Annotated in this window: 18 protein-coding genes; 10 read left to right on the forward strand and 8 right to left on the reverse strand. The window is 73.2% G+C overall.

Annotated elements, in window-relative coordinates:
• Positions 1-11: 11 nt before the first annotated feature.
• The 4 genes from ACFYOU_RS18255 (at position 12) to ACFYOU_RS18270 (ending at position 5,577) form a co-directional block, all read left to right on the forward strand.
• Positions 12-2,057, forward strand: coding sequence for an alkaline phosphatase PhoX (locus ACFYOU_RS18255; RefSeq protein WP_391306779.1), 2,046 nt, complete (start codon positions 12-14; stop codon positions 2,055-2,057).
• A 42-nt stretch (positions 2,058-2,099) separates the two neighbouring features.
• Positions 2,100-3,968 (forward strand): protein kinase, encoded by a 1,869-nt coding sequence (locus ACFYOU_RS18260; RefSeq protein ID WP_391306781.1) that lies wholly within the window; start codon positions 2,100-2,102, stop codon positions 3,966-3,968.
• Between the two features lie 46 nt (positions 3,969-4,014).
• A complete protein-coding gene (locus ACFYOU_RS18265; protein ID WP_391306782.1) occupies positions 4,015-4,494 on the forward strand; it encodes a TIGR03618 family F420-dependent PPOX class oxidoreductase in 480 nt (159 codons plus the stop codon).
• A 90-nt stretch (positions 4,495-4,584) separates the two neighbouring features.
• Positions 4,585-5,577, forward strand: coding sequence for an FAD-dependent oxidoreductase (locus tag ACFYOU_RS18270; protein WP_391306783.1), 993 nt, complete (start codon positions 4,585-4,587; stop codon positions 5,575-5,577).
• Between the two features lie 80 nt (positions 5,578-5,657).
• On the opposite strand, the gene istB is transcribed toward ACFYOU_RS18270, so the two are convergent.
• The 4 genes from istB to ACFYOU_RS18290 all read right to left on the reverse strand — a co-directional run bounded on the left by istB (position 5,658) and on the right by ACFYOU_RS18290 (position 12,667).
• Positions 5,658-7,151 carry an IS21-like element helper ATPase IstB gene (gene istB, locus ACFYOU_RS18275; protein WP_391306785.1) on the reverse strand — a complete coding sequence of 498 codons (1,494 nt, stop codon included), beginning with the start codon at positions 7,149-7,151 and terminating at the stop codon, positions 5,658-5,660.
• 110 nt (positions 7,152-7,261) lie between these two features.
• Positions 7,262-9,253 carry an LCP family protein gene (locus tag ACFYOU_RS18280; RefSeq protein ID WP_391306786.1) on the reverse strand — a complete coding sequence of 664 codons (1,992 nt, stop codon included), beginning with the start codon at positions 9,251-9,253 and terminating at the stop codon, positions 7,262-7,264.
• A gap of 374 nt (positions 9,254-9,627) precedes the next feature.
• Entirely contained in the window at positions 9,628-10,905 is a 1,278-nt protein-coding gene (locus ACFYOU_RS18285; RefSeq protein WP_391306787.1) for an HNH endonuclease, read from the reverse strand.
• Positions 10,906-10,972: 67 nt separating this feature from the next.
• Positions 10,973-12,667, reverse strand: coding sequence for a bifunctional 3'-5' exonuclease/DNA polymerase (locus ACFYOU_RS18290; protein ID WP_391306789.1), 1,695 nt, complete (start codon positions 12,665-12,667; stop codon positions 10,973-10,975).
• A 211-nt stretch (positions 12,668-12,878) separates the two neighbouring features.
• On the opposite strand from ACFYOU_RS18290, the gene ACFYOU_RS18295 reads away from it, so the two are divergent.
• On the forward strand, positions 12,879-14,159 hold the full coding sequence (locus ACFYOU_RS18295; RefSeq protein ID WP_391306791.1) for a DUF2786 domain-containing protein: 1,281 nt from the start codon (positions 12,879-12,881) through the stop codon (positions 14,157-14,159).
• Between the two features lie 84 nt (positions 14,160-14,243).
• Here the strand turns inward: ACFYOU_RS18295 and ACFYOU_RS18300 are convergent, their stop codons facing one another.
• The 3 genes from ACFYOU_RS18300 to ACFYOU_RS18310 form a co-directional block, all read right to left on the reverse strand.
• Complete coding sequence (locus ACFYOU_RS18300) at positions 14,244-14,498, reverse strand: type B 50S ribosomal protein L31 (RefSeq protein ID WP_385484205.1); 255 nt, start codon at positions 14,496-14,498, stop codon at positions 14,244-14,246.
• A gap of 74 nt (positions 14,499-14,572) precedes the next feature.
• Positions 14,573-14,737 (reverse strand): 50S ribosomal protein L33, encoded by a 165-nt coding sequence (rpmG, locus tag ACFYOU_RS18305; protein ID WP_391306794.1) that lies wholly within the window; start codon positions 14,735-14,737, stop codon positions 14,573-14,575.
• Between the two features lie 137 nt (positions 14,738-14,874).
• A complete protein-coding gene (locus ACFYOU_RS18310) occupies positions 14,875-17,052 on the reverse strand; it encodes an FUSC family protein (protein WP_391306796.1) in 2,178 nt (725 codons plus the stop codon).
• 371 nt (positions 17,053-17,423) lie between these two features.
• On the opposite strand from ACFYOU_RS18310, the gene ACFYOU_RS18315 reads away from it, so the two are divergent.
• On the forward strand, positions 17,424-17,645 hold the full coding sequence (locus ACFYOU_RS18315) for a DUF397 domain-containing protein (protein ID WP_385485154.1): 222 nt from the start codon (positions 17,424-17,426) through the stop codon (positions 17,643-17,645).
• A gap of 506 nt (positions 17,646-18,151) precedes the next feature.
• On the opposite strand, the gene ACFYOU_RS18320 is transcribed toward ACFYOU_RS18315, so the two are convergent.
• A complete protein-coding gene (locus ACFYOU_RS18320; protein ID WP_391306797.1) occupies positions 18,152-18,673 on the reverse strand; it encodes an ATP-binding protein in 522 nt (173 codons plus the stop codon).
• Positions 18,674-18,946: 273 nt separating this feature from the next.
• Here ACFYOU_RS18320 and ACFYOU_RS18325 point away from each other — a divergent pair, with 273 nt between their 5' ends.
• From ACFYOU_RS18325 to ACFYOU_RS18340, 4 genes are all read left to right on the forward strand, one after another.
• The gene (locus tag ACFYOU_RS18325) at positions 18,947-19,834 is read left to right on the forward strand and encodes a helix-turn-helix domain-containing protein (protein WP_385484193.1); all 888 of its coding nucleotides are present in this window, start codon (positions 18,947-18,949) and stop codon (positions 19,832-19,834) included.
• 76 nt (positions 19,835-19,910) lie between these two features.
• Positions 19,911-21,377, forward strand: a complete 1,467-nt coding sequence (locus tag ACFYOU_RS18330) for an aldehyde dehydrogenase family protein (RefSeq protein WP_391306799.1) — start codon at positions 19,911-19,913, stop codon at positions 21,375-21,377.
• A gap of 165 nt (positions 21,378-21,542) precedes the next feature.
• On the forward strand, positions 21,543-22,079 hold the full coding sequence (locus ACFYOU_RS18335; protein WP_391306801.1) for a DUF664 domain-containing protein: 537 nt from the start codon (positions 21,543-21,545) through the stop codon (positions 22,077-22,079).
• A 49-nt stretch (positions 22,080-22,128) separates the two neighbouring features.
• On the forward strand, positions 22,129-22,770 hold the full coding sequence (locus tag ACFYOU_RS18340) for a helix-turn-helix transcriptional regulator (RefSeq protein ID WP_391306803.1): 642 nt from the start codon (positions 22,129-22,131) through the stop codon (positions 22,768-22,770).
• Positions 22,771-22,854: the final 84 nt, after the last annotated feature.

Genomic DNA, 22,854 nt, shown 5'->3' on the forward strand with positions numbered 1-22,854 from the left:
GAGGAGGAACCGTGTACCGACCGCTGCCGTTGCTGCACCACGACACCCCGCACCCGGGTGGACGTTCCGCGCTCACCTGCCGCTACCGCTGCGGTGACGCCTGCTTCCAGGAGGTGCCCAACACCAGCGCCAACGCGTACGCCGGGGACGTGATCGCCGACGCCGTGTCCCGGCGTGCGGTGGTGCGCGGCGCGGCGGTGCTGACGGTGGCCGCCGCGGTCGGGGTCGGGGCGGTGACCGGGGCGGCCCCGGCCGTCGCCCGGCCCCGCCACCCCGGCGGCGGGCGGCGGGACGGGGCGCGCGGGCTGCGGTTCACGCCCGTGCAGCCCAACACCCTGGACGCCGTGGTCGTCCCGCCGGGGTACCGGCAGGACATCGTGATCAAGTGGGGCGACCCCCTCTTCCCGGGCGTCCCGGACTTCGACCCGGACCGCCAGTCGGCGCGTGCCCAGGCCCGCCAGTTCGGCTACAACAACGACTTCCTCTCGCTGCTCCCGCTGCCCGGGGAACCGGGCCGCCAGGTCATGGTGGCCAACCACGAGTACACCAGCGAGTGGTTGATGTTCCGCGGGTACGACGCCGAGAACCCGACCCGGGAACAGGTGGAGACCGCCTGGGCGGCGCACGGCCTGTCCGTGGTCGTGGTGCAGGAGGAGCGCGGCTCCGGCCGGCTGCGCCCCGTGCTCGGACACCGGCTCAACCGGCGGGTCACCGCTTCGACGCCGATGCGCCTGACGGGTCCGGCCGCCGGCGCCGCCCTGCTGCGGACCACGGCCGACCCGAGCGGTACGAGCGTGCTCGGCACCTTCAACAACTGCGCGGGCGGGGAGACGCCGTGGGGCACCACCCTGCACGGCGAGGAGAACATCAACATGTACTTCGCCCACGCGGGCCGTGAGACGGACCGGCGGTACGGGCTCCCGCGGGGCGCCACCGAACGCAAGTGGGAGCGGTTCGACGAACGCTTCGACGCCACCCGGGAGCCCAACGAGTGCCACCGCTTCGGCTGGGTGGTCGAACTGGACCCGTACGACCCCGACTCGGTGCCGCGCAAACGGACGGCGCTCGGCCGGTTCAAGCACGAGGGCGCCCAACCCCGGCTCACCCACGACGGTCGCCCCGTGGTGTACCTCGGCGACGACGAACGCTTCGAGTACTTCTACAAGTTCGTCTCGTCGAAACGGATGCGCAAGGGCCGCTCACGGGCCGCCCGCGAGCACAACCTCACCCTCCTGGACGAGGGCACCCTCTACGTCGCCCGGCTCACCGGCGACAGCCCCGGCGAGGTCGACGGCAGCGGAGTCCACCCGCAGGACGGCGAGTTCGACGGGACCGGCACCTGGATCCCGCTCGCCACCGGCGACGTGTCCCACGTCCCGGGGATGACGGCCGAGGAGGTCCACGTCTTCACCCGGCTCGCCGCCGACCGGGTGGGCGCCACCAAGATGGACCGCCCCGAGGACGTACAGCCCTCCCCGCGCACGGGCCGCGTGTACGTGGCGCTGACCAACAACAGCGAGCGGGGCAAGCCCGGCAGACCCGGAGCGGACGAGGCCAACCCGCGCCACCTCAACAAGCACGGGCAGATCCTGGAACTCGTCGAGCACGGGAACGACCCGGCCCGCGACACGTTCGTCTGGCGCCTCTTCCTCGTCGCCGGGGACCCGCAGGACCCGGCCACCTACTTCGCCGGCTTCCCCAAGGACCGGGTGAGCCCGATCTCCTGCCCCGACAACATCACCTTCGACCCCCACGGCCACATGTGGATCTCCACGGACGGCAACAACCTCGGGGTCAACGACGGCCTCTTCGGGGTCGCCACCCACGGCGAACGGCGCGGGGAGCTGAAGCAGTTCCTCACCGTCCCGGTCGGCGCCGAGACCTGCGGGCCCGTCGTGCAGGAACGCCGGGTGCTGGTCGCCGTCCAGCACCCCGGCGAGACGGACGGCGCCACGGCCGAACGGCCCGGGAGCACCTGGCCCGAAGGGCCGGGCACGCTGGTGCGCCCCGCGGTCGTGGTGGTGTGGCCCGAGGACGGCGGTCGCATCGGCGGGTGACCCGGGCCGGGCGGTGCCCCGTCGTCTCGTATGCTCCGGGCCATGAGCGGTGGTGGGGAGACCGGAAGACGGGTCATCGACGGGCGTTTCGCGCTGGAGGCCCGGCTCGGCGGTGGCGGCATGGGCATGGTGTGGCGGGCCAGGGACCTGGTCCTCGACCGTGCCGTCGCGCTGAAGGAGGTGCGCCCCTCGGACCCGGACCTCGCCGAGTACGACCCCGAGGCGGCCCGGCTGCTGCGCGCCCGGGTGCTGCGCGAGGCCCGTGCACTGGCCCGGGTCGAGCACCCGAACGTCGTCACCATCCACCACATCGTGGACAGTGACGGCGCCGGCGGCGACACCACGTACCCCTGGCTCGTGATGGAGCTGGTGACCGGCGGTTCGTTGCAGGACCGGCTGGGGCGCGGACCGATGGCGCCCGCCGAAGCGGCCGTCCTCGGCCGGGAGCTGCTGGCCGCGTTGCGCGCCGCGCACGCCGTCGGCATCCAGCACCGGGACGTCAAGCCCGCGAACGTGCTGCTGCGCCCGGACGGCCGGCCCGTCCTCACCGACTTCGGCATCGCCGCGATCCGCGAGTCGACGGTGCTGACCGCCACCGGGTCGATCATCGGGACGCCCGACTTCATGGCCCCCGAGCGGATCACCGGGGAGCGCGGGGGGTCCGCGTCCGACCTGTGGTCGCTGGCGATGATGTTGTACGTGGCGGTCGAGGGCCACCATCCGCTGCGCCGGGCCACCACCCTCGCGACGCTCGCCGCGGTCCTCAACGAGGAGTTGCCGCCGCCGACCAGGGCCGGGGCGCTCACCCCCGTACTGGCCGCGCTGCTGGTCAAGGACCCGGCCGCCCGCCCCGATCCGGACACCATGGACCGGATGCTCGCCGATGCCGCCGCCCGGGACACGGGGTACCCGGTGCACGGCACGTGGTCGGGGCCGTACGGGACGGCTCCGCCGCCCGCGGCGACGGGCACCGTGCAAGCCCCCGCCACCTCGTACCGGCTCACGCCCCCGCCCGCCACCCCGCAGATCGCCACCCCGCCCACCGGCACCCCGCCCACGGGCACCCCGCCCACGGGCACCCCGCCCACGGGCGGTTCGCCCACCGGTGGTCCGCCCACGGGTGGTCCGCCCGTCGGCGGTTCGCTCGTCGGTGGTCCGGCAACCGGGAACCCGTACGCCCCGCCGCACGTCACCGTCGTCGCCACGGGCACGGGCACCGGGCGCGGGCGCGATGCGCGGCGGCGGTCCCGTCGGATCGCGGTCGGGTCCGCCGCACTGAGCACCCTGGTCCTGGGCGCCCTGCTGTGGCAGTTCCTGCCCCGACCGGGCGGCGACGGCGACGCCGCCGACCCCGCCCGCAGCGCCCCGACCGGCGGCAGCACCGTCGCGGCCTCGCCGCCACCGGCCGCCGGAGCGGCCCGCACCCCGGCCTCCGACGGGACGTCGAAGCCGAAGGGCAAGGACCTGCTCACGCCCGACGGCATCCGCTCCGCGCTCGCGGTCCTGCGCGAGGAGACCGGCTCCGACCGGGTCGGCGCCCTCACCGTCTACCCGGAGCACGTCTCCGCCACCGTCCTGCTCAAGGGCAGCGACCGGAAGTTCGACCGCTACCTGTACCGCGTCGACACGGGCGTGATGAAGTTGCCCGCGAGCGGCACCCTCCCGAGCAGCGACCGTCCGGTGTCGCTGCGGCAGTTCGACTGGGACGTCGTTCCGGCGCTGTTGAAGCGTGCGGAGCAGGACCTCAAGGTCGCGGAGCCGACCTCCCGCTACCTGGTCGTCAGCCCGCCCAGCACCGCCTTCGGCACCCCGACGAGCCTGTCCGTCTACTTCGCCGACGCGTACGGCGGCGGATACCTCAAGGCCGACGTCAAGGGGAAGGTGATCAGCGTCCACCCCTCCGAGTCCTGACCCGACCCGTACCCTGCACCCCCCCGCACCACCTTGGAGCCACCCGATGTCCGCACCGGACCCCGTCCCCGCCCCGGCCACCGCGTCCGGAGGCGACCCCCGTGCCCCCCGCCCGAGCGACGAACCGGAGTTCCTCGACTTCTGGCGGGAGCGGCACATCGGTTTCCTGTCGACCGCCCGCCCCGACGGTTCGCACCACCTGGTGCCCGTGGGCGTCACCTACGACCCCGACGCCGGGATCGCCCGGGTGATCTCCAGCGCCACCAGCCGCAAGGTGCGCAACGTGCTCGCCGCCGGGCCCGGTGCGCGGGCCTCCGTCGGCCAGGTGGACGGGCGCCGCTGGTCGACGCTGGAGGGGCCGGCCGTGGTCCGCGACGATCCGGAGTCCGTCGCGCAGGCGGAGGCCCGGTACGCCGAGCGCTACCGGACCCCCCGGGTCAACCCCCAGCGGGTCGTCATCGAGATCACCGTGACCCGGGCCATGGGTTCGGTGCGCAGGACCGCCCCGGCGACCGGTACGGCCTGACCGACCGCCCCGATCGCTTTTCGCGGAAACGGCAACAACGTTTGCCCGTACCGGGACGCTCGGCGCAGGCTGCCGGTGGAGGTGATCGCGATGGGCGACACGAGGGACGACACGGGGAAGACGACCGGCGCGGGGTCGACCGGTCAGGGCGCGTACGACGTGGTGGTCGTCGGGGGCGGGGCGGCCGGGCTGAGCGCCGCGCTCGTCCTGGCGCGGGCCCGCCGCCGGGTCGCCGTGGTCGACGCGGGGGAGCCGCGCAACGCACCGGCCGGGCACGCGCACGGATTCCTCACCCGCGACGGCACGCCCCCCGCGGAACTGCTCGCCCTGGGACGGGCGGAGGTCGCCGGGTACGGGGTCGAGCTGCTCCGCGGCCGGGTCGAACACGTCGAGCCCGGGTTCGTGGTCCGCCTGGACGGCGGCGCGGCGCTGCTCGCCCGCCGGGTCCTCGTCGCCACCGGGCTGCGCGACGAACTGCCCGGGATCCCCGGGGTCCGGGAGCACTGGGGCACCGGGGTGCTGCACTGCCCCTACTGCCACGGCCACGAGGTGCGTGACCAACCCCTCGGGGTCCTCGGTACGGGGCAGGGCGCCGTCGCCCAGGCGCTGTTGCTGCGCCAGTGGTCGCCGGACGTGGTGCTGTTCGCGCACACCCTGCGGCTGTCCGAGGACGACCGGGAACGGCTGGACGCCCGCGGGGTGCGCACCGTGACGGGTGAGGTCAGGGCCCTGGCCTCCGGGGGCGGGCGACTGTCCGGGGTGGAACTGACGGACGGCCGGACGGTGCCGCGGACGGCGGTCTTCGTCTTCCCCCGCATGGTGCCGCGGGACGCACTGTTGACCCGGCTCGGCTGCGTCCGGGACGAGGGGGGACGGGTCCCGGTGGGGCCGTCCGGCCGGACCGCGGTGCCCGGGGTGTGGGCGGTCGGCAACGCGGTCGACCCGCGGGCCCTCCTGGTGACGGCGGCGGGCGCGGGCGCCGCGGCGGCCTTCGAGCTCAACCACGACCTGGTCGCCGAGGACACGGAGGCCGCCGTCCTGGCGGCACGCGCCGCGGACGGTGGAGTGCCCCCGGGCGGGTGACCGGCGGTTCCGGTCCCGTGCGGTCCCGGTTCCGGTGCGGTTCCGGTCCCGTTCCGGGGGCGGTCGGGCCGGGCGGCCGGTCAGCGGCCTTCCGCGTGGAACGCCGCCGGCCGGTCGTGGCCCCGGGTGCGGTAGCTGCCCCCCTGGAGGGTGACGACCTCGGCGTGGTGGACCAGCCGGTCCAGCAGGGCGGTGGTCACGGGGGTGTCCCCGAAGACCTCCGTCCAGCGGGCGAACGGCTTGTCGCTGGTGACGACGACGGACGTCCGTTCGTACCGGTGGGAGACCAGCCGGAACAGCAACTGCGTCTCGTCCGGGGTGAACGACACGTACCCGATCTCGTCCACGACGATCACCGGGTACCGGTCGAGGCGGGCGAGCTCCTCGGTGAGCCGTCCCGCGGAACGGGCGGCGGCGAGCCGGGCGGCCCACTCCGCGCCCGTGGCGAACAGCACCCCGTGCCCCGCGCGACAGGCCCGCACGCCGAGGGCGACGGCCAGGTGGGTCTTGCCGGTGCCGGGCGGGCCGAGGAACACCGCGTTGGCGCGGTCGTCCACGAAGCCGAGGGTGCCCAGCCGGGCGATCGTCTTCCGTTCCTGGGGCCGCTGTTGGTCACCGGCGAAGTCCTCCAGCGTCTTGCGGGAGGGGAAGCCGGCGGCGTGGAGGCGGTCCTCCGCGGTGGTGGGGACGGGCGCGTCCCCGCGGTCGCGCGAGGAACCCTGCGGGGGGATGGTGTTCCGGCGGGTCGCGACCGCCGGACGGACGGCGTGGGCGTCTTCCGGGTGGCCGCCGGCCGCCGGCGCGTCCGGACCGGTCTGCCGGACCGTCCACGGGGACGGGTCGACGGGGCCGGGGGCGTCGTCCGCCACCGGTTCGACGGGCCGGGTGTGGTCCGCCAGCGTCGGGCGCTTCCCGTAGGTCTTGCGGGGGTGGGCCCGGCGCCGCGCGTCCCCGTCGTCGGGTCCGTGGTCGTCGCCGTAGCCGTGGTCACCGCCGTCGTCGTGACCGGGGTCCTGGCGGCTGTGGGACTCCATCGGGCCCGACATGTAGGCGAGGATCGCCGCCGACAGGATGAACGCCATGTGGATCACCGTCCCCCACAGCAGCGAGTGTTGTGAGGTGTGGGCGACGTCCACGAACATCTGGAGCAGGTGCACCGAGGAGATGCCCACGATGGCCGTCGCGAGCTTCACCTTGAGGACGTTGGAGTTGACGTGGGACAGCCACTCCGGCTGGTCGCGGTGGCCCTGGAGACCGATGCGGGAGACGAAGGTCTCGTAGCCGCCGACGATCACCATGATGAGCAGGTTGGCGATCATCACGACGTCGACCAGCTTCAGCACGGCGAGCATGACGTGCGTCTCGTCGGCCTGCCCGCTCATGATGTGGGCGATCAGGTGCCACAGTTCGTTGAAGAATTTGTAGACGTAGACGCCCTGCGCGGCCACCAGCCCGAAGTACAGGGGGGCTTGGAGCCAGCGGGTGGCGAACAGCGCGTAACCGATGTAGGAGGCGGCGTAACTCCTGACGTCCGGTTTGGACGATGCGGACGTGGCGGGACCGAGCAACGGCATCTCCCGGGTGGTGTGGGGGCGTGGCGATCGGTGGGGGAACCGACCGCGTACACGCTTCCAACGACCCGATGGAGCGGTGCGTCACCGCTGTTGTTCTCGTGGACGGTGTGCTAGGCAGCGCACATCTTCGTGTCGCCCTGCACCTTCTTCACTCCCTTGGGGGGCTTGTTCGACGGCTTGATCGGGATGCCGGGTCCCTTGAAGTCGGCACCGAGCGTCAACGTCATGGGGTCCTTCGAGGACGCGTCCGCTCCCGTCCGCGGCTTGAGGGCCTTCGCGGGGAGCCCCATCAGATCGGCAACCGCACGGGCCTGCGCCACCTGGTCGGGTGCGTACTCCAACGTCGTCTTCGCCGCCTTCGCGGGCGCGTTGCTCTTGTTGACCGCGCCGGGCACGCCCTGCGCGTCCACCAGCCAGGTGACCGTGGTGCTGGCGGCGCCCACCAACTCCCCGCCGTTGTACACGTCGACGCTGATCTCCGAGGGCTTCGCGCGGGGCCCCTTCAGCACGGCGTCCTGCTTGCTCTTGGCCGCCTTCTCCTTCTTCTTGACCTCCGTCAACGACACGTCGTTCTTGAGGACGTCGAAGATCTGCGGCGCGCGGTTGGGGTCGAGGACCACGGTGATCGGGGTCTCCTCCGCCGGGTTGTCGATCACCGGGACGGTGGTGAAGCTGATGTTCTTCAGGTCGATGCGGCCCAATTCCTTGGCGAGCGCCGTGAGTTTGGGAACGGTGCCGATGCCGGTGTCCACGGTGAGGTTCTTCGTCATGGCGTCCGCGAGCGAGAACATCTTCGTCGGGCTGTCGAGGAAGTCGCTCTTCGCCTTGCGGATCACCGAGGCCACGAACTTCTGCTGCATCTCGATGCGGTCGAGGTCGCTGCCGTTCTTCGTGGCCGCGCGGCTGCGGACGAAGGCGAGCGCGTCCTCGCCCTCGATGGTGTGCGACCCGGCCCCCAGATCGAGCTTCGCCTTCACGTCCCGCACCGGCTTGTCGAGGCAGACCTCCACGCCGTCGAGCGCGGAGGTCAGCGTCTTGACGGCGTTGAAGTCCACCATCATGAAGTGGTCCAGCTTCAGCCCGGTGATCTCCGAGACCGTCCGCATGGTGCACCCCGGGTCCCGCCCCTCCTGTCCGAAGGAGTTGTTGAAGCGGGTGCCCGGGGTGCCGGGTATGACCTCTTCGGACCCGTCCGGCTGCTTGGTCGGGCAGTCCGGTATGTCGGTGATGAGGTCGCGGGGGATGCTCAGCGCGGTCGCGTTCGTCCGGTCGGCGGCCACGTGGAACAGGAACGTGGTGTCCGCGTGGCCCGCGCTGCCCTTGTCCCCGTAACCGGCGTTCCCCTTGCCGGTGCGCTTGTCGGTGCCGAGGACCAGGATGTTCAACGGGCGCCCCGACAGCTTCTTGTTGCCGCTGCCGGCGTCCCCGATGTCGACGGTGTCGATGTTGCCGCCGAGTCGCTCGTAGAGGTAGTAGGCGCCGGCGGAGGTGCCCACGAGCACCACGCCCAGGATTCCGCCGGTCCACATCAGGACCTTCTTCTTCCGCGACTTCTTCGGCTTGCGCCCCCGCCGGCCGCTCGCCTCCGCGGCGTTCCCGTCGCCACGGGAGCCCGGCGCGGACGGCTGCGCGGAACGGGACCGGGACCGGTTGCGGCTGCGGGAGCCGCCGGAACGGTTCCCCGCCCGCGTCCGGCCACCGTCGTCCGCGGCGTCATCATCGGCATCGGCATCGGCATCGCCATCGGCGGCGTCGTACCGCCGGTCGTCCGCGTCGACCCCCGCGCCCCCGCCGCTGCGCCGCCCCCGCCGGCCCCTGCCGCCCCGGTCGGCGGGGTCGGTTTCGTAGGCGGCGCCGTAGTCGTCGGGCTCACCGAAGGGAGCGCCCGGCTCCTCGTGCGTGTCGTTCCTGCGCCGCCGACCCCGCTGCCCGGGGAGCGGTCGGTCGGGGTCCTGGGCACCGCTGTGCCCCCCACGGGACGCGGGTGGCTCCTGTGCGTCGTCGAGGCGTAGCTCGTACGCGCCGGTCTGCGGGTTGCGTACCCACAGGTCCGCGGCGTCGAACTCGTCCTCGTCCGCCCCTCCACGATGGTGCGCGTTCATACCTCGCCTGGCTCCTCTGCGCTGTCCTGTGCGGCGCTCTCCCCCCGAGGAGATGCCGGGGACACCATGACGGTTGTGCGGAACCGAGGAAGCCGTGGTTCCCACCCGGTGGGGGACCCCCTCCGATGCGGCTCCACCGTTTCTCTTCCGTGACCTTTTGCCCCTGCCGGAAGTATCAGAGCGTGTCACGCGCTTCGGGAGGCGTGTCGAGGTGTGTCTTACGTGAGAAACGCAACGCGAAGAAAGCGCTTTTTTCCTACAACCTTTCACCGACCGGGCGAATGCCTGTTCCCCCCGCTGGTCGGCGAGGTTTCCTATGAGCGCTCTGTCACGATTCGCCGGCCGCGCGCGGCGCACCCGAGGGGGGCGGAGGGTCAGGCGCCCCGGCCCCACAGCGCGGCGTGCCGCTCCCGCGCCACGGCGAGCAGTCGCTCCGCGAGGTGGTGCCTGGTCCTGCCCCGCGTCTTCACCGCGTGGCAGTTGGGGCAGAGGGCGATCATCCCGGCGGGGTGGTCCCGCCCCCCGCCCGCGAGCGGGTCCACGTGATCGATCTCCAGGATCGCCGTTCCCCGGTCGGTCACGTCCACCGGCTGCCCCGGGCACCCGGGGTTCTCGCAACGGCCCCCGCTGCGTTCGAACACGGCTCGGCGGGCCGCTGCCGAACGCACCGGGCGGCTCGTCGTCCGTTCCGTGCGGCGGCCGTGACGCTCCGCTTCCCCGCCCTCGACGAGCTGACACAGGCGTTCGTAGTGCGCGGCCAGGACGAGCGGGTCGTGGGACGAGGCCGGGGCCTCCTCGTAGACCGGCACGACCGGCGTGACGGGTGCGGCGGGACCGGCAGGTACATCGGGGCCGGGCGCGGGCGCGGAGGCGGGGGCGAGGTCGTCGGCCATGCGGTCGCCGTCCAGCCCGACGTCCGCGAGCAGCGGTGCGTGGTCCAGATCGCCGAAGTACGTGGCCAACAGGTGGTCGACGGCCCGCAGTCGGGCCAGCCCGGACCTGCGCACCAGGTCGTGCACCGGCGCGACGAGGCCACTGGTGGGGCGCTGCCGGGTGAACCACGCCTTGAGCGCCGCGTCACCGTGCGCGGGGGGTACGGGGCCCTCGACGTCGACCATGTCCCACAACCCGGCCCGGTGGAGCGCGGCCAACGGGTATTCCGGGCGGTTGCGCTGGTGCGGGCGGCCGTGGGCGGCGAGCAGCGGCCTCAACCGCTCGTCGGTGCTCGTCCACGGCAGCAGCCGTTGACCGTCGTTGACGGCGCGGCCGATGGCCCAGAGCAGGGTGAGCGGCTGGTACCGCGAGGGCCCGTCCACGGGGTGGTGACTCACCTTCAGCCGGCTGACGAGGGCCATCAGCTCCTCCTCGCCGAACGACGCCCGCACGACCTCGAACCCCAGCGCCCGCAGCACGCGGACGGCGTGGTCCGCCCCGCCGGAGAGGTCCCGCGCCCGCAGCGGCCGGCGCCCGGGGAGGAAGCCGTGGGCCGCACCGAGCACGGCCTTGGAGTCGTAGGACCGGCCCGCGTGCACCAGCAGGTACGTGCGGGCGCGGTGGAACCCGTACCGGTCGAGGAACGCGTCACGGCCCAGGCGGTCGTACTCCGCCAGGGCCTGGAGGACCTCGGTCCGGGTCACCTCGCTCTGCGCCATGGGAGAACCGTAGGCCCGACCACTGACATCGGCGCCCCCTGAGCCCCCTGCGCCCCTGCGGGTCGGGTCACTTCGCGTCCGCGTAGCACTCCACCGCCGCCGTGGTGAACGGGAAGCGGACCGGGGTCGGGCCGAAGGTGAGGTGGGCGGCGGTGGCGGCGGCGTCCCGGATCGCCGCCGTGACCTGGGGGACCTCCTCCGCGGGGCAGTGCACGATGACCTCGTCGTGCTGGAAGAACACCAGCTCGGCCCGGAGCTCGGCGCAGGCGGCGCGCAGGGCGGCCAGGAGCAGCAGGGTCCAGTCCGCCGCGCTGCCCTGGACCACGAAGTTGCGGGTGAAGCGGCCCCGGGCGCGGGTGTTGGTGGAGGCGTAGCCGGGGGTGAACCCGCCGTCCCCGGTGGTCGGTTCGGCGTCGTCCACGGGTTGGGGCAGGCCCGCCTCCTCCCGGTCCGCGTCACCGGAGCCCGCTGCGGGGGGACAGGTCCGGCCCAGCCAGGTGCGTACGAGCCGGCCCTCCTCGCCGGCGCGGGCCGCCCGGTCCACGTACTCCACCGCCTTCGGGAACCGGCGGCGCAGCGCGGCGAGGTTCTTGAGGCCGTCGCCCGAGGTCTGGCCGTAGATCGCGCCGAGGACGGCGAGCTTCGCCTGTTCGCGGTCGCCGGCGAAGGCCCGCTCCGACACCTCCTGGTACAGGTCGGTGGGCCGGCCGGCGACCTCCATCAGACCGGGGTCGCGGGAGATCGCGGCCAGCACCCGGGGCTCCATCTGGTCGGCGTCGGCCACCACCAGGCGCCAGCCGGGGTCGGCGACCGCGGCGCGGCGGATCACCTTGGGGATCTGGAGGGCGCCGCCGCCGTTGGTGACCCAGCGGCCGGTGACCGTGCCGCCGGGCAGGTACTCGGGGCGGAAGCGGCCGTCGCGCACCCAGTCCGCCAGCCACGACCAGCCGTGCGCCACGTGGATGCGGTACAGCTTCTTGTACTCGATGAGGGGCCGCACCGCGGGGTGGTCGACCTCCTCCAACTCCCAGCGCCGGGTGGAGCGCACCTTCGTGCCCGCCCGGGCGAACGCCTTCAGCACGTCCGCCGGGAGGTCGGGGCGCACCCGGTGCCCGAACGCGGCCGACACCTCGTCCGCCAGTTCGGCCAGGCGCCGCGGCTCCCCGCCCGCGTACCGCTCGCCGAGCAGTTCGTGCAGCACCTCGCGGTGGACGTCGGCGCGCCAGGGCAGGCCCGTCGCGTTCATCTCGGAGGCGACCAGCGTCCCCGCCGACTCGGCCGCGGTGAGCAGGCGCATCCGGTCCGGGTGGGCGGTGGCGGCGTGGCGGCGCTGCTGGTCGGCGTACACCTCCAGGAGGGCCGTCAGCGGCAGGGGCGCGGGCCGCGGTTCGAACAGCGAGGACTGCGCGCCGGGTTCCGCCGAGCGTTGCGGGGGGTCGGGCGGCACGGGGTGGCCGTGCAGTCGGGCCCGGGCCGCCGCGGCCGAGCGGGGTTCGCCGAGGCGGCCCTCGTGCCCGAGGAGCAGCCCTTCGGCGGTCTCGATGTCGTAGCACCGGGGCACGTGCACCCCGGCGGCGAGGAGCCGGGGGTGGACTTCGGTGGTCGAGCGCCAGACCCACCGGGTCACCGAGGGGCGGGACCGCACGGCGGTCACGAGGTCCGGCTCGCGCACGGGATCTGCGGCGGGCAGGCCGTCGTCACCGAGGGGGACCAGCTCCGCGCCGCCGTCCTCGGTCGGCGCCAGGGCCCACCGTTCGATCACGTTTCGATTCTGGCAGCGCCCACTGACAACGGTGGCAGCGTCAGGTGTCGACGGGAGAAGGCTGTCCACAGGGTGTGGATAACTTTCCGGAAGGAGGAGCGGTCGAGAGGGCCGGCCGGTGGGGCTGCGACCATCCTGGTGAGCGGTCGCGACCGGGACGACCGCCAGAAGGAGGTACCTCGATGGTCCAGCGCACGGCGGGGGCGCGTCGATGACGACGGGACGCGACCGGCCCCGGGGGCGACCCGCGGACCACGCTGCCGGTTCGGCGGCCGACGGCGGCCGGGACCAGGGCACCGGACCGGCCGGCGGCGCGGCCGGCGACGTGGTCGGCCGGGCCTTCGCCGCGGCCCTGTACGTCGACGGGGACGCCGGTCTGGACGCCGGGGCCTCGCTGCTCGCCGCCGCCCCGGACGCCGACCCCGAACTCGTGCGCCGGGGGCGGGAGTTCATCAGCGGTGCCTGGCGGCGCGGCTGGCAGCCGGCCGATGTGGTGCGGTGGGTGCGCCGGGAGCTGGACGAGCCGCACGTCCGCCTCGCGGTCCGCCTCGTCCTGGGCGAGACCGCCCGCTACGAACGGTTGCCGCCGCGCTGGGACGAGCAACTGGGCGCCCTGGGCGAGACGGAGGGTGCGGGGGCGGACCCGGTGGCCGGCGGGGCCGCGCGTTCGCTCCGCGACCACCCGGACCGCTTCTCGTGGGCCACCGCCGTCCTGGAGCTGTACCGGCTGCTGCTGCGGCTGCCCGCGATCGAGCCGGTCGGACCCGTCCCCGGCGACCCGCTGCCCGCCCCCGTGGCCGGGGAGCCGAAGACGCTGGGGCGGATCAGGGCGCTGCTGGCGAAGGCGGAGGCGACGACGTTCCCCGAAGAGGCGGAGGCCCTCAGCGCGAAGGCCCAGGAACTCATGGCGCGACACAGCGTGGACGAGGCCCTGTTGGCGTCCCGCACCCGGGAGAAGGCGGCGCCCGGGGCCTGTCGGATCGGGGTGGACGCCCCGTACGAGACGGCGAAGGCCGTGTTGCTGGACACCGTCGCCACGGCCAACCACTGCCGTGCCGTCTGGAACGGCGAGCTGGGTTTCTCCACGGTGGTCGGCTTCGCCTCCGACCTGGACGCGGTCGAGCTGCTGTACACCTCGCTGCTGGTCCAGGGGACGACGGCGATGACCCGTGCGGAGGCCGGGCAGCGGGCCGCCGGACGGAAGCGGACGAAGACCTTCCGGCAGTCGTTCCTCGCCGCCTACGCCCACCGCGTGGGCGACCGCCTCACCGTGACCGCCCGCCGGGTCACCGCCACGGTGCCGGACTCCCTGCCGGTGCTCGCGGCCCGCGAGGTGGCCGTGACCGACCACGCGGAGCGGCTGTTCCCGCGGACCACCAGCACCCGGCTGCGCGGCGTGACGGACGAGGCGGGCTGGCACGAGGGCACCCGGGCGGCGGACGAGGTGTCCCTCGGGGAGCGCGGCCGGGCGGTGGACCGGCGCCGCGACTGACCACCGGCACGGCCCCGGGCGCGGACGTGCGACGGCCCCGGAGGTGAGCGCTCCGGGGCCGTCGCGGCGCGGCGTGAGCCGAGGTCAACGCGGTGCGCGCCGCCCGTACCGGCGCTCGAAGCGCTCCACGCGCCCCGCGGTGTCGAGCACGCGCGCGGTGCCGGTGTAGAAGGGGTGGCTGGCGCTGGAGATCTCCACGTCGACCACCGGATAGGTGGCGCCGTCCTCCCAGACGACCGTCTTGTCGCTGGTCGCGGTGGACCGGGTGAGGAAGGCGTGGCCGGCGGCCCGGTCGCGGAAGACGACCGGCCCGTACGGGGGGTGGATGGTGGGCTTCATGGCGGTACCTGTGTCCTTCCTGGGACGACGGGGGCTGCCCGGTGGCCATCGGGCCCACGGGCTTACGGGGTCGGTCAGCGCTCCTCGCGGAACGTGACGTGCCGACCCGCGACCGGGTCGAACTTGCGCAGGGTCAGCCGGTCGGGGTCGTTCCGACGGTTCTTGCGGGTCACGTACGCGTGGCCGGTGCCCGCCGTGGACCTGAGTGTGACGATCGGACGGATTTCGTTGCGAGCCATGCCGCTACTGTACTGAAAATGAATACCGTTTTCAAGTATGCTGCGATCCGTACCCGTCTCGCGCTCGCCCCGTACGGTCGCGCAGCGCGCCGCCTCGCAGGTCAGCGGGTGCGCCGCCCCGCACGTCAGCCCGTGCGTCAGCCCGTGCCCGGGGGCTTGCCGTCGGTCCGGTCGGCCCGCTGCACCGGCTGAGTTCCCGCGGGCGCCCCGTCCAGCGCCCTGCCGAAGTCCTCCAGGGCCGCGAGCAGCAGCCGGGCCCCGTGCCGCACGTACTCCTCGCCCCGTCCGGGCCCCGTCCCCGGTCCGTCGGGGGACCCGTCCAGCGCCGCCCGCAGGGGCTCCCAGTCGGGGACCCGTCGCTCGCGCACCGCCCGGGCCGCCCCGTCCACGGTGGTGCGCAGCACTTCGGCGAGGTGCGCGGCCTCCGGTACGGGGGTGCTGCCGCGCTCCGGGAGGAGGGCCTCCAGCAGGATCGCCGCCCGGCCGACCCGGGCCAGTGCCTCCTCGGCGGCCTCGGCCCGCTCGGGCGCCGGGCCCCGGTGCCGCACGGGCTCGACGGCGGCCCGTTCCACCGAGTCGTGCCACGCGGCGCGTGCCGTGCGGGCGTCGCGCAGCGCTTCCCGCACCCGCTGGCCCGGGTCGCCGCTCCGGGCCAGCGGCCGGGCCGGTTCCCCCGGCCCGGCCGGGACCGCGTACCGCTCCAGGACGGCCGCGGCGTACCGGCCCACCGCGGTGAGCCAGTCGGCGAGCCGGTAGCGCAGCCGGGGCGTCTCCCAGGCGGGGTAGAGCGCGTACGACAGCATCGCGAGCAGCCCGCCGAACAGGGTGAGCAGCACCCGTTCCGGCACCGTCTGGGTCCAGCCCTCGCCGCCCATGCCGAGCAGCAGGACGACGTACGCGGCGACGCACGCCTGCGCGGCGAACTGTCCGGTGCGCAGCAGCAGGTACATCAGCCCGGCGCACAGCACGGCGAGCGCCCCGAGGGCGAGGCTGCCGGGCCGGGTCGACTGCACCAGTGCGGTGGCCAGGGCGACCCCGAGCAGGGTGCCGCCGAACCGGCCGACGGCCCGTTCGTAGGTCTGGGAGAAGTCGGGGCGCATCACCATCACGGAGGTCAGCGGGGCCCAGTACCCGTGTCCCAGGTCGAGGAGGGCCCCGGCCAGGTACCCGACGCAGGTGACGACGGTGACCCGGATCGCGTGCCGCAGCACGGGGGAGCGCCGCCGCAGCTCGCGCCGCACGGTGGCGACGGCGGCGGGGGCGAGTTCCGCCAGCGAGGGCCGCACCAGCGCACTGCGCTCGCTCCCTCCGGCGGGTGCGGTGTCCGTGCCCGCCGCGGCCGCGACCTGTGCCATCTCGTCCAGCAGCGCGCCGAGCCGGAGTGCGGCCCGGCGGGCCGGTCCGGACAGCAGCGCACCCGTGTCGGGGGTGCGGAACGCGGCCACCGCCCACGCCGGCACGTGCGCCGGGGCGGCGCTGCGGACGGCGTGCGCGGTGGCGTCCAGGACGGCGCCGGCGGCGGCGAGCAGTTCGCGCACCCGGTCCCGTCCGGGCCCCTGCGCGGGCACCCCGAGCGCCGGGTCGGCCAGTGCGGCGAGCACCGGGCGGACGCGTTCCGCCAGGGGACGGGTGCCGTGCAGCTCGGCGGGGCGGCGGCGGGCCTGCCGGGCGGTCACCGCGGCGGCGGCCCGCGCCTCCATCAGGGGGCGCGGGTCGAAGGGGGCCACGGGGTCGTTCCGCAGGCGCCGCGCGTAGTCCGCCACGGCGGCGAGCGCGTCCGCGAGGGCGTCGCGCTGGGCGCCCCACCGGCGGATCGGGAAGAGCACCAGCAGCGCCGCCTGCACCAGCCCGCCGAGGACCATCATCGCGGCGTGCAGGGCCGCTTGGGCGACCGAGGTGGGCAAGGTGATGGTGATCAGCATGATCGCCACGTTGGTGGAGGCGATCAACCCGATGGTGGGGCCGACCGCCCAGGTCAGGCCGGCGAGGAAGGTCCAGGCCGCCAGCAGCGCGAGGAACAGCCCGAGGTGCGGCCGGGTGACGTACCCGAGGAAGCTGGAGACGGCGAGGCTCGCGCCGGAGACGACCGCCAGTTCGGGGCTCGGGCGCCAACTGCGCTGGAAGGTGGCGATGGCCGCCTGGAACGCCCCGAAGGCGGAGCTCACGGCGGCGACGGGCCCCAGGGTCCACAGCCCGAGGGCGATGACCAGGGCGAGCCCACCGGCGGCGCGCAGCGCAAGGAGCGGTTCCAGCCGTTTCCGCTCGATGGTCAACCCGGATCGGGCGGACACCCGCAGTGCCCGGAGCCAGCTCACGGCCACAGGATAGGGAGGCCGCCGCCGGGCACGGCGCAACAGGATCGGGCCGGGCCGCGTCTAGTCCCACGAGTGGAGGTGACGCGAATTCGGCCTGCGGTGGTGGTGTCCGGCCCTCGATCATGGACATCGGGTGACGTATGCATGTCAGGTTGGGCGACGGTCGCCCGTCGGGCGGTGGCACCCCCTCGATCGGCGGGCCGGAACATGATCATGGTCCGTAGTCGTGACACCACCCCGCGTGCACGTGCATATGCTTGCGCGCGTGCACGTGAAACACAGCTATGATCCGGGTCAGTTGACCGTTGCAGCAAACGCCACATCAGCCTCTGCGCCACTGGGAGCGACCCGTGCATGACGTGTCCAACGGCATGGCCGCCACACAGCTCCAGGGGGTGGTGTGGCAGAAGAGCCGGCACAGCAACTCGCAGGGGTCCTGTGTGGAGTTCGCGCGACTGCCGGACGGGGCGGTCGCGATGCGCAACTCCCGTTTCCCCGACGGCCCCGCGCTGGTCTACACGCGCGCGGAGATCGAGGCGATGCTGCTGGGCGTCAAGGACGGCGAGTTCGACCACCTGGTAGCCGGTTCCTGACCTCCCGCGCACGGTTCGCCGCCGCGCGGAACGGGAGTTCGGCGTGCCGGACGGGGTGTTCGGCACGGTGGGGGGCGTCCCCGCCGACGTGTGCGGACGGAAAGCGAACCGTCCGCGCGGTGCGGTGCGCGTGCGGTGCGCTGTGCCTGCTTCGGTGCGTTCCGCTGCCCGTGCGCGGTTCCCGTGCGGGTGCGCGGGTGCTTTGCGCAGTTCCCCGCGCCCCTGATCGGGCGCGTCCTGCTGCGCGTGCGCGGTCCTGTGTGGGTGTGCGGTTGGTTCGCGCAGTTCCCCGCGCCCCTGATCGGGCCCGTCCTGCTGCGGGTGCGCGGTCCCGTGCGGGTGCGCCCCGATAGGGGCGCGGGGAACTGCGCGGGCAACCGCCGCGCACCCGCACGGGCACCGCGTACGGGGAGCGGGGCGTACCCGATCAGGAACCGCGCACCGCGCAAGGACCGTGCACGCCCAGCAGGGCGCACCCCAGGGGCCCGCGCACCCGCAGTGGGACGTCAGAGGCGGAACAGCGCCCAGACGACCTTGCCGCCCGGGGCGGAGGTCAGCGGGTGCCACCCCCAGCTGTCGCTGAAGGAGTCCACCAGGAACAGCCCGCGCCCCGACTCGGCGGCGAACTCCTCGGGGCGGTCACCGTCCCCCGGACCCGCGGCGCCCAGCAGCCCCGAGTACCCGGGCACGGGGGTCGCATCGCTCGGATCGCGCACCGCGCACACCAACCGCTGGGTCCAGCGCATCAGATGGAGCCGCACCGGAAGAACTTCTCCGGGGTGGACGTCCTGGGGGAGCGCGTGGCGCATCGCATTGGTGACGAGTTCCGACACGACGAGGCAGACGTCGTCGAAGCGTTCGTCCGCGCACCACTCGGTGAGCGTGCGCCGGGTGAACCGCCGCGCTTCGCCGACCGCCTCGTAACGGGCGGACAGCGCACACGAGGTGGCGCTGGACACCGCCGTCGGGTCGATGGGGGGAAGCCCCTGCCTTAACGGCTCCAGCATGGTCGATCCGTTCGTCCCCATGCGAGGCACTCCCGTGGATTCGCGGCCGTAGCGGTACTCCGGTTGCTCGGTGGTGCGTCGACCATGGTTCCCAATGCGTACAGCAGATGCAAGGGCAGATGCACGTGCACGAGCCGGTTTTGGACTGGACCATATGCCTTGGCAACGATTTCTTCCGCGTACTTCTCGTCGTGCCCCCGCGCCCGCTTTCCCCTTTCCGTAACCGAATGAGTACGGGCTGGAAGGTTTTAGTGGCAGACTTCGCCACCTGAAGACGTTGGGGAGGCTGACGAAGTGACCGCAGGCGAGTCATGGGGGGACCCCCAGGGCCAGAGCGCCGGGGGTGGCTCGGTGGTGCGCCGCATCCTGCTGGGCTCGCAACTCAGGCGCCTGCGGGAGTCGCGCGGGATCACCCGGGAGCGGGCCGGGTACTCGATTCGTGCCTCCGAATCGAAGATCAGCCGCATGGAGTTGGGACGGGTGAGCTTCAAGGCCAGGGATGTCGAGGACCTGCTGACCCTCTACGGAGTGACCGACGACGCGGAGCGCGGGCCGCTCCTCGCCCTCGCCAAGGAGGCCAACGTCACGGGCTGGTGGCACAGTTACTCGGACGTGCTGCCGGGTTGGTTCCAGACGTACGTGGGGCTGGAGGGCGCGGCCTCGCTGATCCGCGTCTACGAGGTGCAGTTCGTGCACGGTCTGCTCCAGACCGAGGCGTACGCGCACGCCGTGGTGTCGCGCGGCGGGGCGAGCCGGGCGGACGTCGACCGCCGGGTGGCACTGCGCCTGGAACGGCAGAAGGTGCTGGTGGCCGAACGCCCGCCGACCTTCCACGTGGTGCTGGACGAGGCGGCGTTGCGCCGGCCGTACGGGGACCGCCAGGTGATGCGCGGCCAACTCCAGCACCTCATCGAGGTGTCGGAGCGGCCCAACGTCACCCTCCAGGTGATGCCGTTCAGCTTCGGCGGGCACGCCGGCGAGAGCGGCAGCTTCACGATGTTGAGCTTCCCCGAGTCGGACCTCTCCGACGTGGTGTACCTGGAACAGCTCACCAGTGCCCTCTACGTCGACAAGCCGGACGAGGTCACACAGTACGCAAACGTCATGGAACAGCTCACGGCGGACAGTCCCGGTCCGTCGGACACCCGGGACCTGCTCCGGGGACTGCTCCAATTGTCGTAAGACACCAGTACGATGACGGCTCAGACGTCTCATCGGGCACCGGCGCCCGCGCATGCCTTCTGCGGTTGGGGATCGTATGTCCTTCTTCACTGACCTGGCCCACCAGTTCATCGACGGTGAGTGGCGGACGGGCAGCGGCTCCTGGGACATCATCGACTTCAACCCGTACAACGGCGAGAAGTTGGCCTCCCTGACCGTCGCCACGCGCGCCGAGGTCGACGCCGCCTACCGGGCCGCCGAGCGGGCCCAGCCGGCATGGGCCGCGGCCGGTCCCTACGCGCGTCGCGCGGTGCTGGAGCGGGCGCTGCGGATCACCGAGGACCTCGAAGGCGAGATAGTCGAGGCGATCATCGACGAACTCGGCGGCACCCGCGCCAAGGCGGAGCACGAGGTGCACCTCGCCAAGGAGTTCCTGCGCGAGGCGGTCCACCTGACCATGCGTCCCGAGGGGCAGATCATGCCCTCGACGGAGCAGAGCAGGGAGAACCGCCTCTACCGCGTCCCGGTGGGCGTCGTCGCCGTCATCAGTCCGTTCAACTTCCCCTTCCTGATCACCCTCAAGTCCGTTGCTCCTGCGATCGCCCTGGGCAATGCGGTGGTGATCAAGCCGAACCAGAACACCCCGGTGGTCGGCGGCGGGTTGATCGCCCGGATCTTCTCCGAGGCCGGGCTGCCGGCCGGGCTGCTGAACGTCCTGGTGACCGACATCGCCGAGATCGGCGATGCGCTGCTGGAGCACCCGGTGCCCAAGGTGGTGTCGTTCGCCGGATCGGACCGGGTGGGCCGCCACGTCGCCGCCGTCACCGCGAGCCACCTCAAGCGCTGCGTCCTCGAACTCAGCGGCAACAGCGCCCTGGTGGTGCTCGACGACCTCGACGAACCGGGCCTCGACTACGCGGTGGACGCGGCGGTGTTCAGCCGCTACGTCTACCAGGGCCAGGTCTGCATGGCGGCCAACCGCATCCTGGTGGACCGCAGGCTGGAGCCCGAGTTCACCCGACGGTTCCTGGCCCGGGTGCGCGCACTGCGCGTCGGCGACCCGCGCGATCCGCAGACCCACCTCGGCCCGGTGATCAACGACTTCCAGGCCGAGGCCCTCGGCAACCTCGTGGACCAGGCGCTCGCCGAGGGGGCCACCGCGCTGCTGCACGGTTCCACCGTGGGCAACCTGGTGGAGCCGACCGTCCTCACCGGGCTGCCCGAGGACTCCCCGCTGCTGCGGCAGGAGATCTTCGGCCCCGTCGCGCTGCTCGTCCCCTTCGACGGGGAGGACGAGGCGGTCCGGATCGTCAACGACACCCCCTACGGACTCGGCGGGGCCGTGCACACCGCCGACGCCGAACGCGGGGTGGCGTTCGCCCGGCGCGTCGACACGGGCATGTTCCACGTCAACGGGAGCACCATCCAGGACGATCCGCTGGTCGCCTACGGCGGCCAGAAGCAGTCGGGGCCCGGCCGGTTGGGCGGCGAGGCGACGATCGAGGCGTTCACCACCTGGAAGTGGATCTCCGTACAGCGCGAACGCCCCCCGTTCCCGTTCTGACCCACGCCCCACGCCCCACGCCCCACGCCCCACGCCCCATACCCCCCGTCCCCCGTCCGCGCCGGCTGCTTCGCCTCCCCGGCCCCTTTAGGACCGCAGCTGACCTCATGGCTCCCTAGGGTGGGAGACGTCGAGCAGCACACGGCATCACTGGAGGCGGCACCCATGGTCACTCACGTATCTGCGGAAGCCCGCGGCGACGAGCGCGGCGCGCTCCTCGCCTTCGTGGAGGCCCAGCGCGGGGCGCTGCGGCGCGCGGTGCTCGGCCTCACCGACGAGCAGGCGGCCCGCGTCCCGAGCGCCAGCGAACTCTCGCTGTCGGGGCTGGTCAAACATGCCGCCGGAGCCGAGCTGTCGTGGCTGCGGATGGCCCAGCAGCGCCCGAACGAGCAGATCACGACCGAAGAGGACTGGCAGAACGGCTTCCGGCTGGTCGGCGACGAGACCGTGGCGAGCACACTGGCCCACTGGGCGGGCGTGGCCGAGGAGACCGAGGAGTTCATCCGGTCGGTGCCCAGCCTGGACGACACCTTCCCGCTGCCGGAGGCCCCCTGGTTCCCCAAGGACGGTGCGGTGTCGATGCGTTGGCTGATGTTGCACCTGGTGGAGGAACTGGCCCGGCACGCGGGACACGCCGACATCATCCGTGAGTCCTTGGACGGGAAGACGGCTTTCGAGCTCGTCGCAGCGGAACGGGGCTAGGCTGGTCAAAGTTGACCAGTAGATTTCCGTTGAAGGCGGTGGGTGTGGGATGTCGGCGATCCGGCTGCTCGTCCTCGGTGCGGTGCGCGGCCACGGGCGGGCCCACGGCTACCAGGTGCGCAACGACCTGGAGTACTGGGGGGCCCATGAGTGGTCCAACGCCAAGCCGGGGTCGATCTACCACGCGCTGAAGCAGATGGCCAAGCAGGAACTGCTGTTGGCGCACGAGGTGGCGCCCTCGACGGTCGGCGGCCCGCCCCGGGTGGAGTACGAGGTGACCCCGCGCGGCGACGAGGAGTTCTTCGCCCTGCTGCGCGAGGCGCTGACCTCGTACGACCAGAAGCCGGACGTCCTGTCGGCGGCCCTCGGCTTCATGGTGGCCCTGCCCCGCGGCGAGGTCGTGGAACTGCTGGGGCGGCGGGTGCGGGCCATCGAGGAGTGGCGGTCCGCGGTGCTGGAGTACTACGCCCCGGAGAAGGGGCCCGGACAGTTCCAGCACATCGGCGAGATCATGAACTTCTGGCTGCACTCGGCCGACGGGGGCGCTCAGTGGACCCGGGAGCTGATCGGCCGCATCGAGGGCGGCGCCTACGCCTTCGCGGGTGAGGGGGAGCCCTTCGTGGGCGTGCTCGCGGAGGGCGAGGTCAATCCGTACGCCACGGGCGAGGTGCACCCGGGGGACCGCTGCTGAGGGCGGGCGCCCCCGTACGGAGCCGAGCCCCGGAGCGCGCGCCCCTCACAGAGCCTCCGCTAATCAAGTTTGACTAACCCTCCC

It is taken from the genome of Streptomyces sp. NPDC005955 (genome assembly GCF_042871255.1).
Taxonomy (GTDB): Bacteria; Actinomycetota; Actinomycetes; order Streptomycetales; family Streptomycetaceae; genus Streptomyces.

Coding starts and splice junctions, on each gene's coding strand:
- ACFYOU_RS18260 (WP_391306781.1), top strand. CDS start 2,100: ATGAGCGGTGGTGGGGAGACCGGAAGACGGGTCATCGACGGGCGTTTC.
- ACFYOU_RS18265 (WP_391306782.1), top strand. CDS start 4,015: ATGTCCGCACCGGACCCCGTCCCCGCCCCGGCCACCGCGTCCGGAGGC.
- ACFYOU_RS18270 (WP_391306783.1), top strand. CDS start 4,585: ATGGGCGACACGAGGGACGACACGGGGAAGACGACCGGCGCGGGGTCG.
- istB (WP_391306785.1), bottom strand. CDS start 7,151: ATGCCGTTGCTCGGTCCCGCCACGTCCGCATCGTCCAAACCGGACGTC.
- ACFYOU_RS18280 (WP_391306786.1), bottom strand. CDS start 9,253: ATGAACGCGCACCATCGTGGAGGGGCGGACGAGGACGAGTTCGACGCC.
- ACFYOU_RS18285 (WP_391306787.1), bottom strand. CDS start 10,905: ATGGCGCAGAGCGAGGTGACCCGGACCGAGGTCCTCCAGGCCCTGGCG.
- ACFYOU_RS18295 (WP_391306791.1), top strand. CDS start 12,879: ATGACGACGGGACGCGACCGGCCCCGGGGGCGACCCGCGGACCACGCT.
- ACFYOU_RS18300 (WP_385484205.1), bottom strand. CDS start 14,498: ATGAAGCCCACCATCCACCCCCCGTACGGGCCGGTCGTCTTCCGCGAC.
- rpmG (WP_391306794.1), bottom strand. CDS start 14,737: ATGGCTCGCAACGAAATCCGTCCGATCGTCACACTCAGGTCCACGGCG.
- ACFYOU_RS18315 (WP_385485154.1), top strand. CDS start 17,424: ATGGCCGCCACACAGCTCCAGGGGGTGGTGTGGCAGAAGAGCCGGCAC.
- ACFYOU_RS18320 (WP_391306797.1), bottom strand. CDS start 18,673: ATGGGGACGAACGGATCGACCATGCTGGAGCCGTTAAGGCAGGGGCTT.
- ACFYOU_RS18330 (WP_391306799.1), top strand. CDS start 19,911: ATGTCCTTCTTCACTGACCTGGCCCACCAGTTCATCGACGGTGAGTGG.
- ACFYOU_RS18335 (WP_391306801.1), top strand. CDS start 21,543: ATGGTCACTCACGTATCTGCGGAAGCCCGCGGCGACGAGCGCGGCGCG.
- ACFYOU_RS18340 (WP_391306803.1), top strand. CDS start 22,129: ATGTCGGCGATCCGGCTGCTCGTCCTCGGTGCGGTGCGCGGCCACGGG.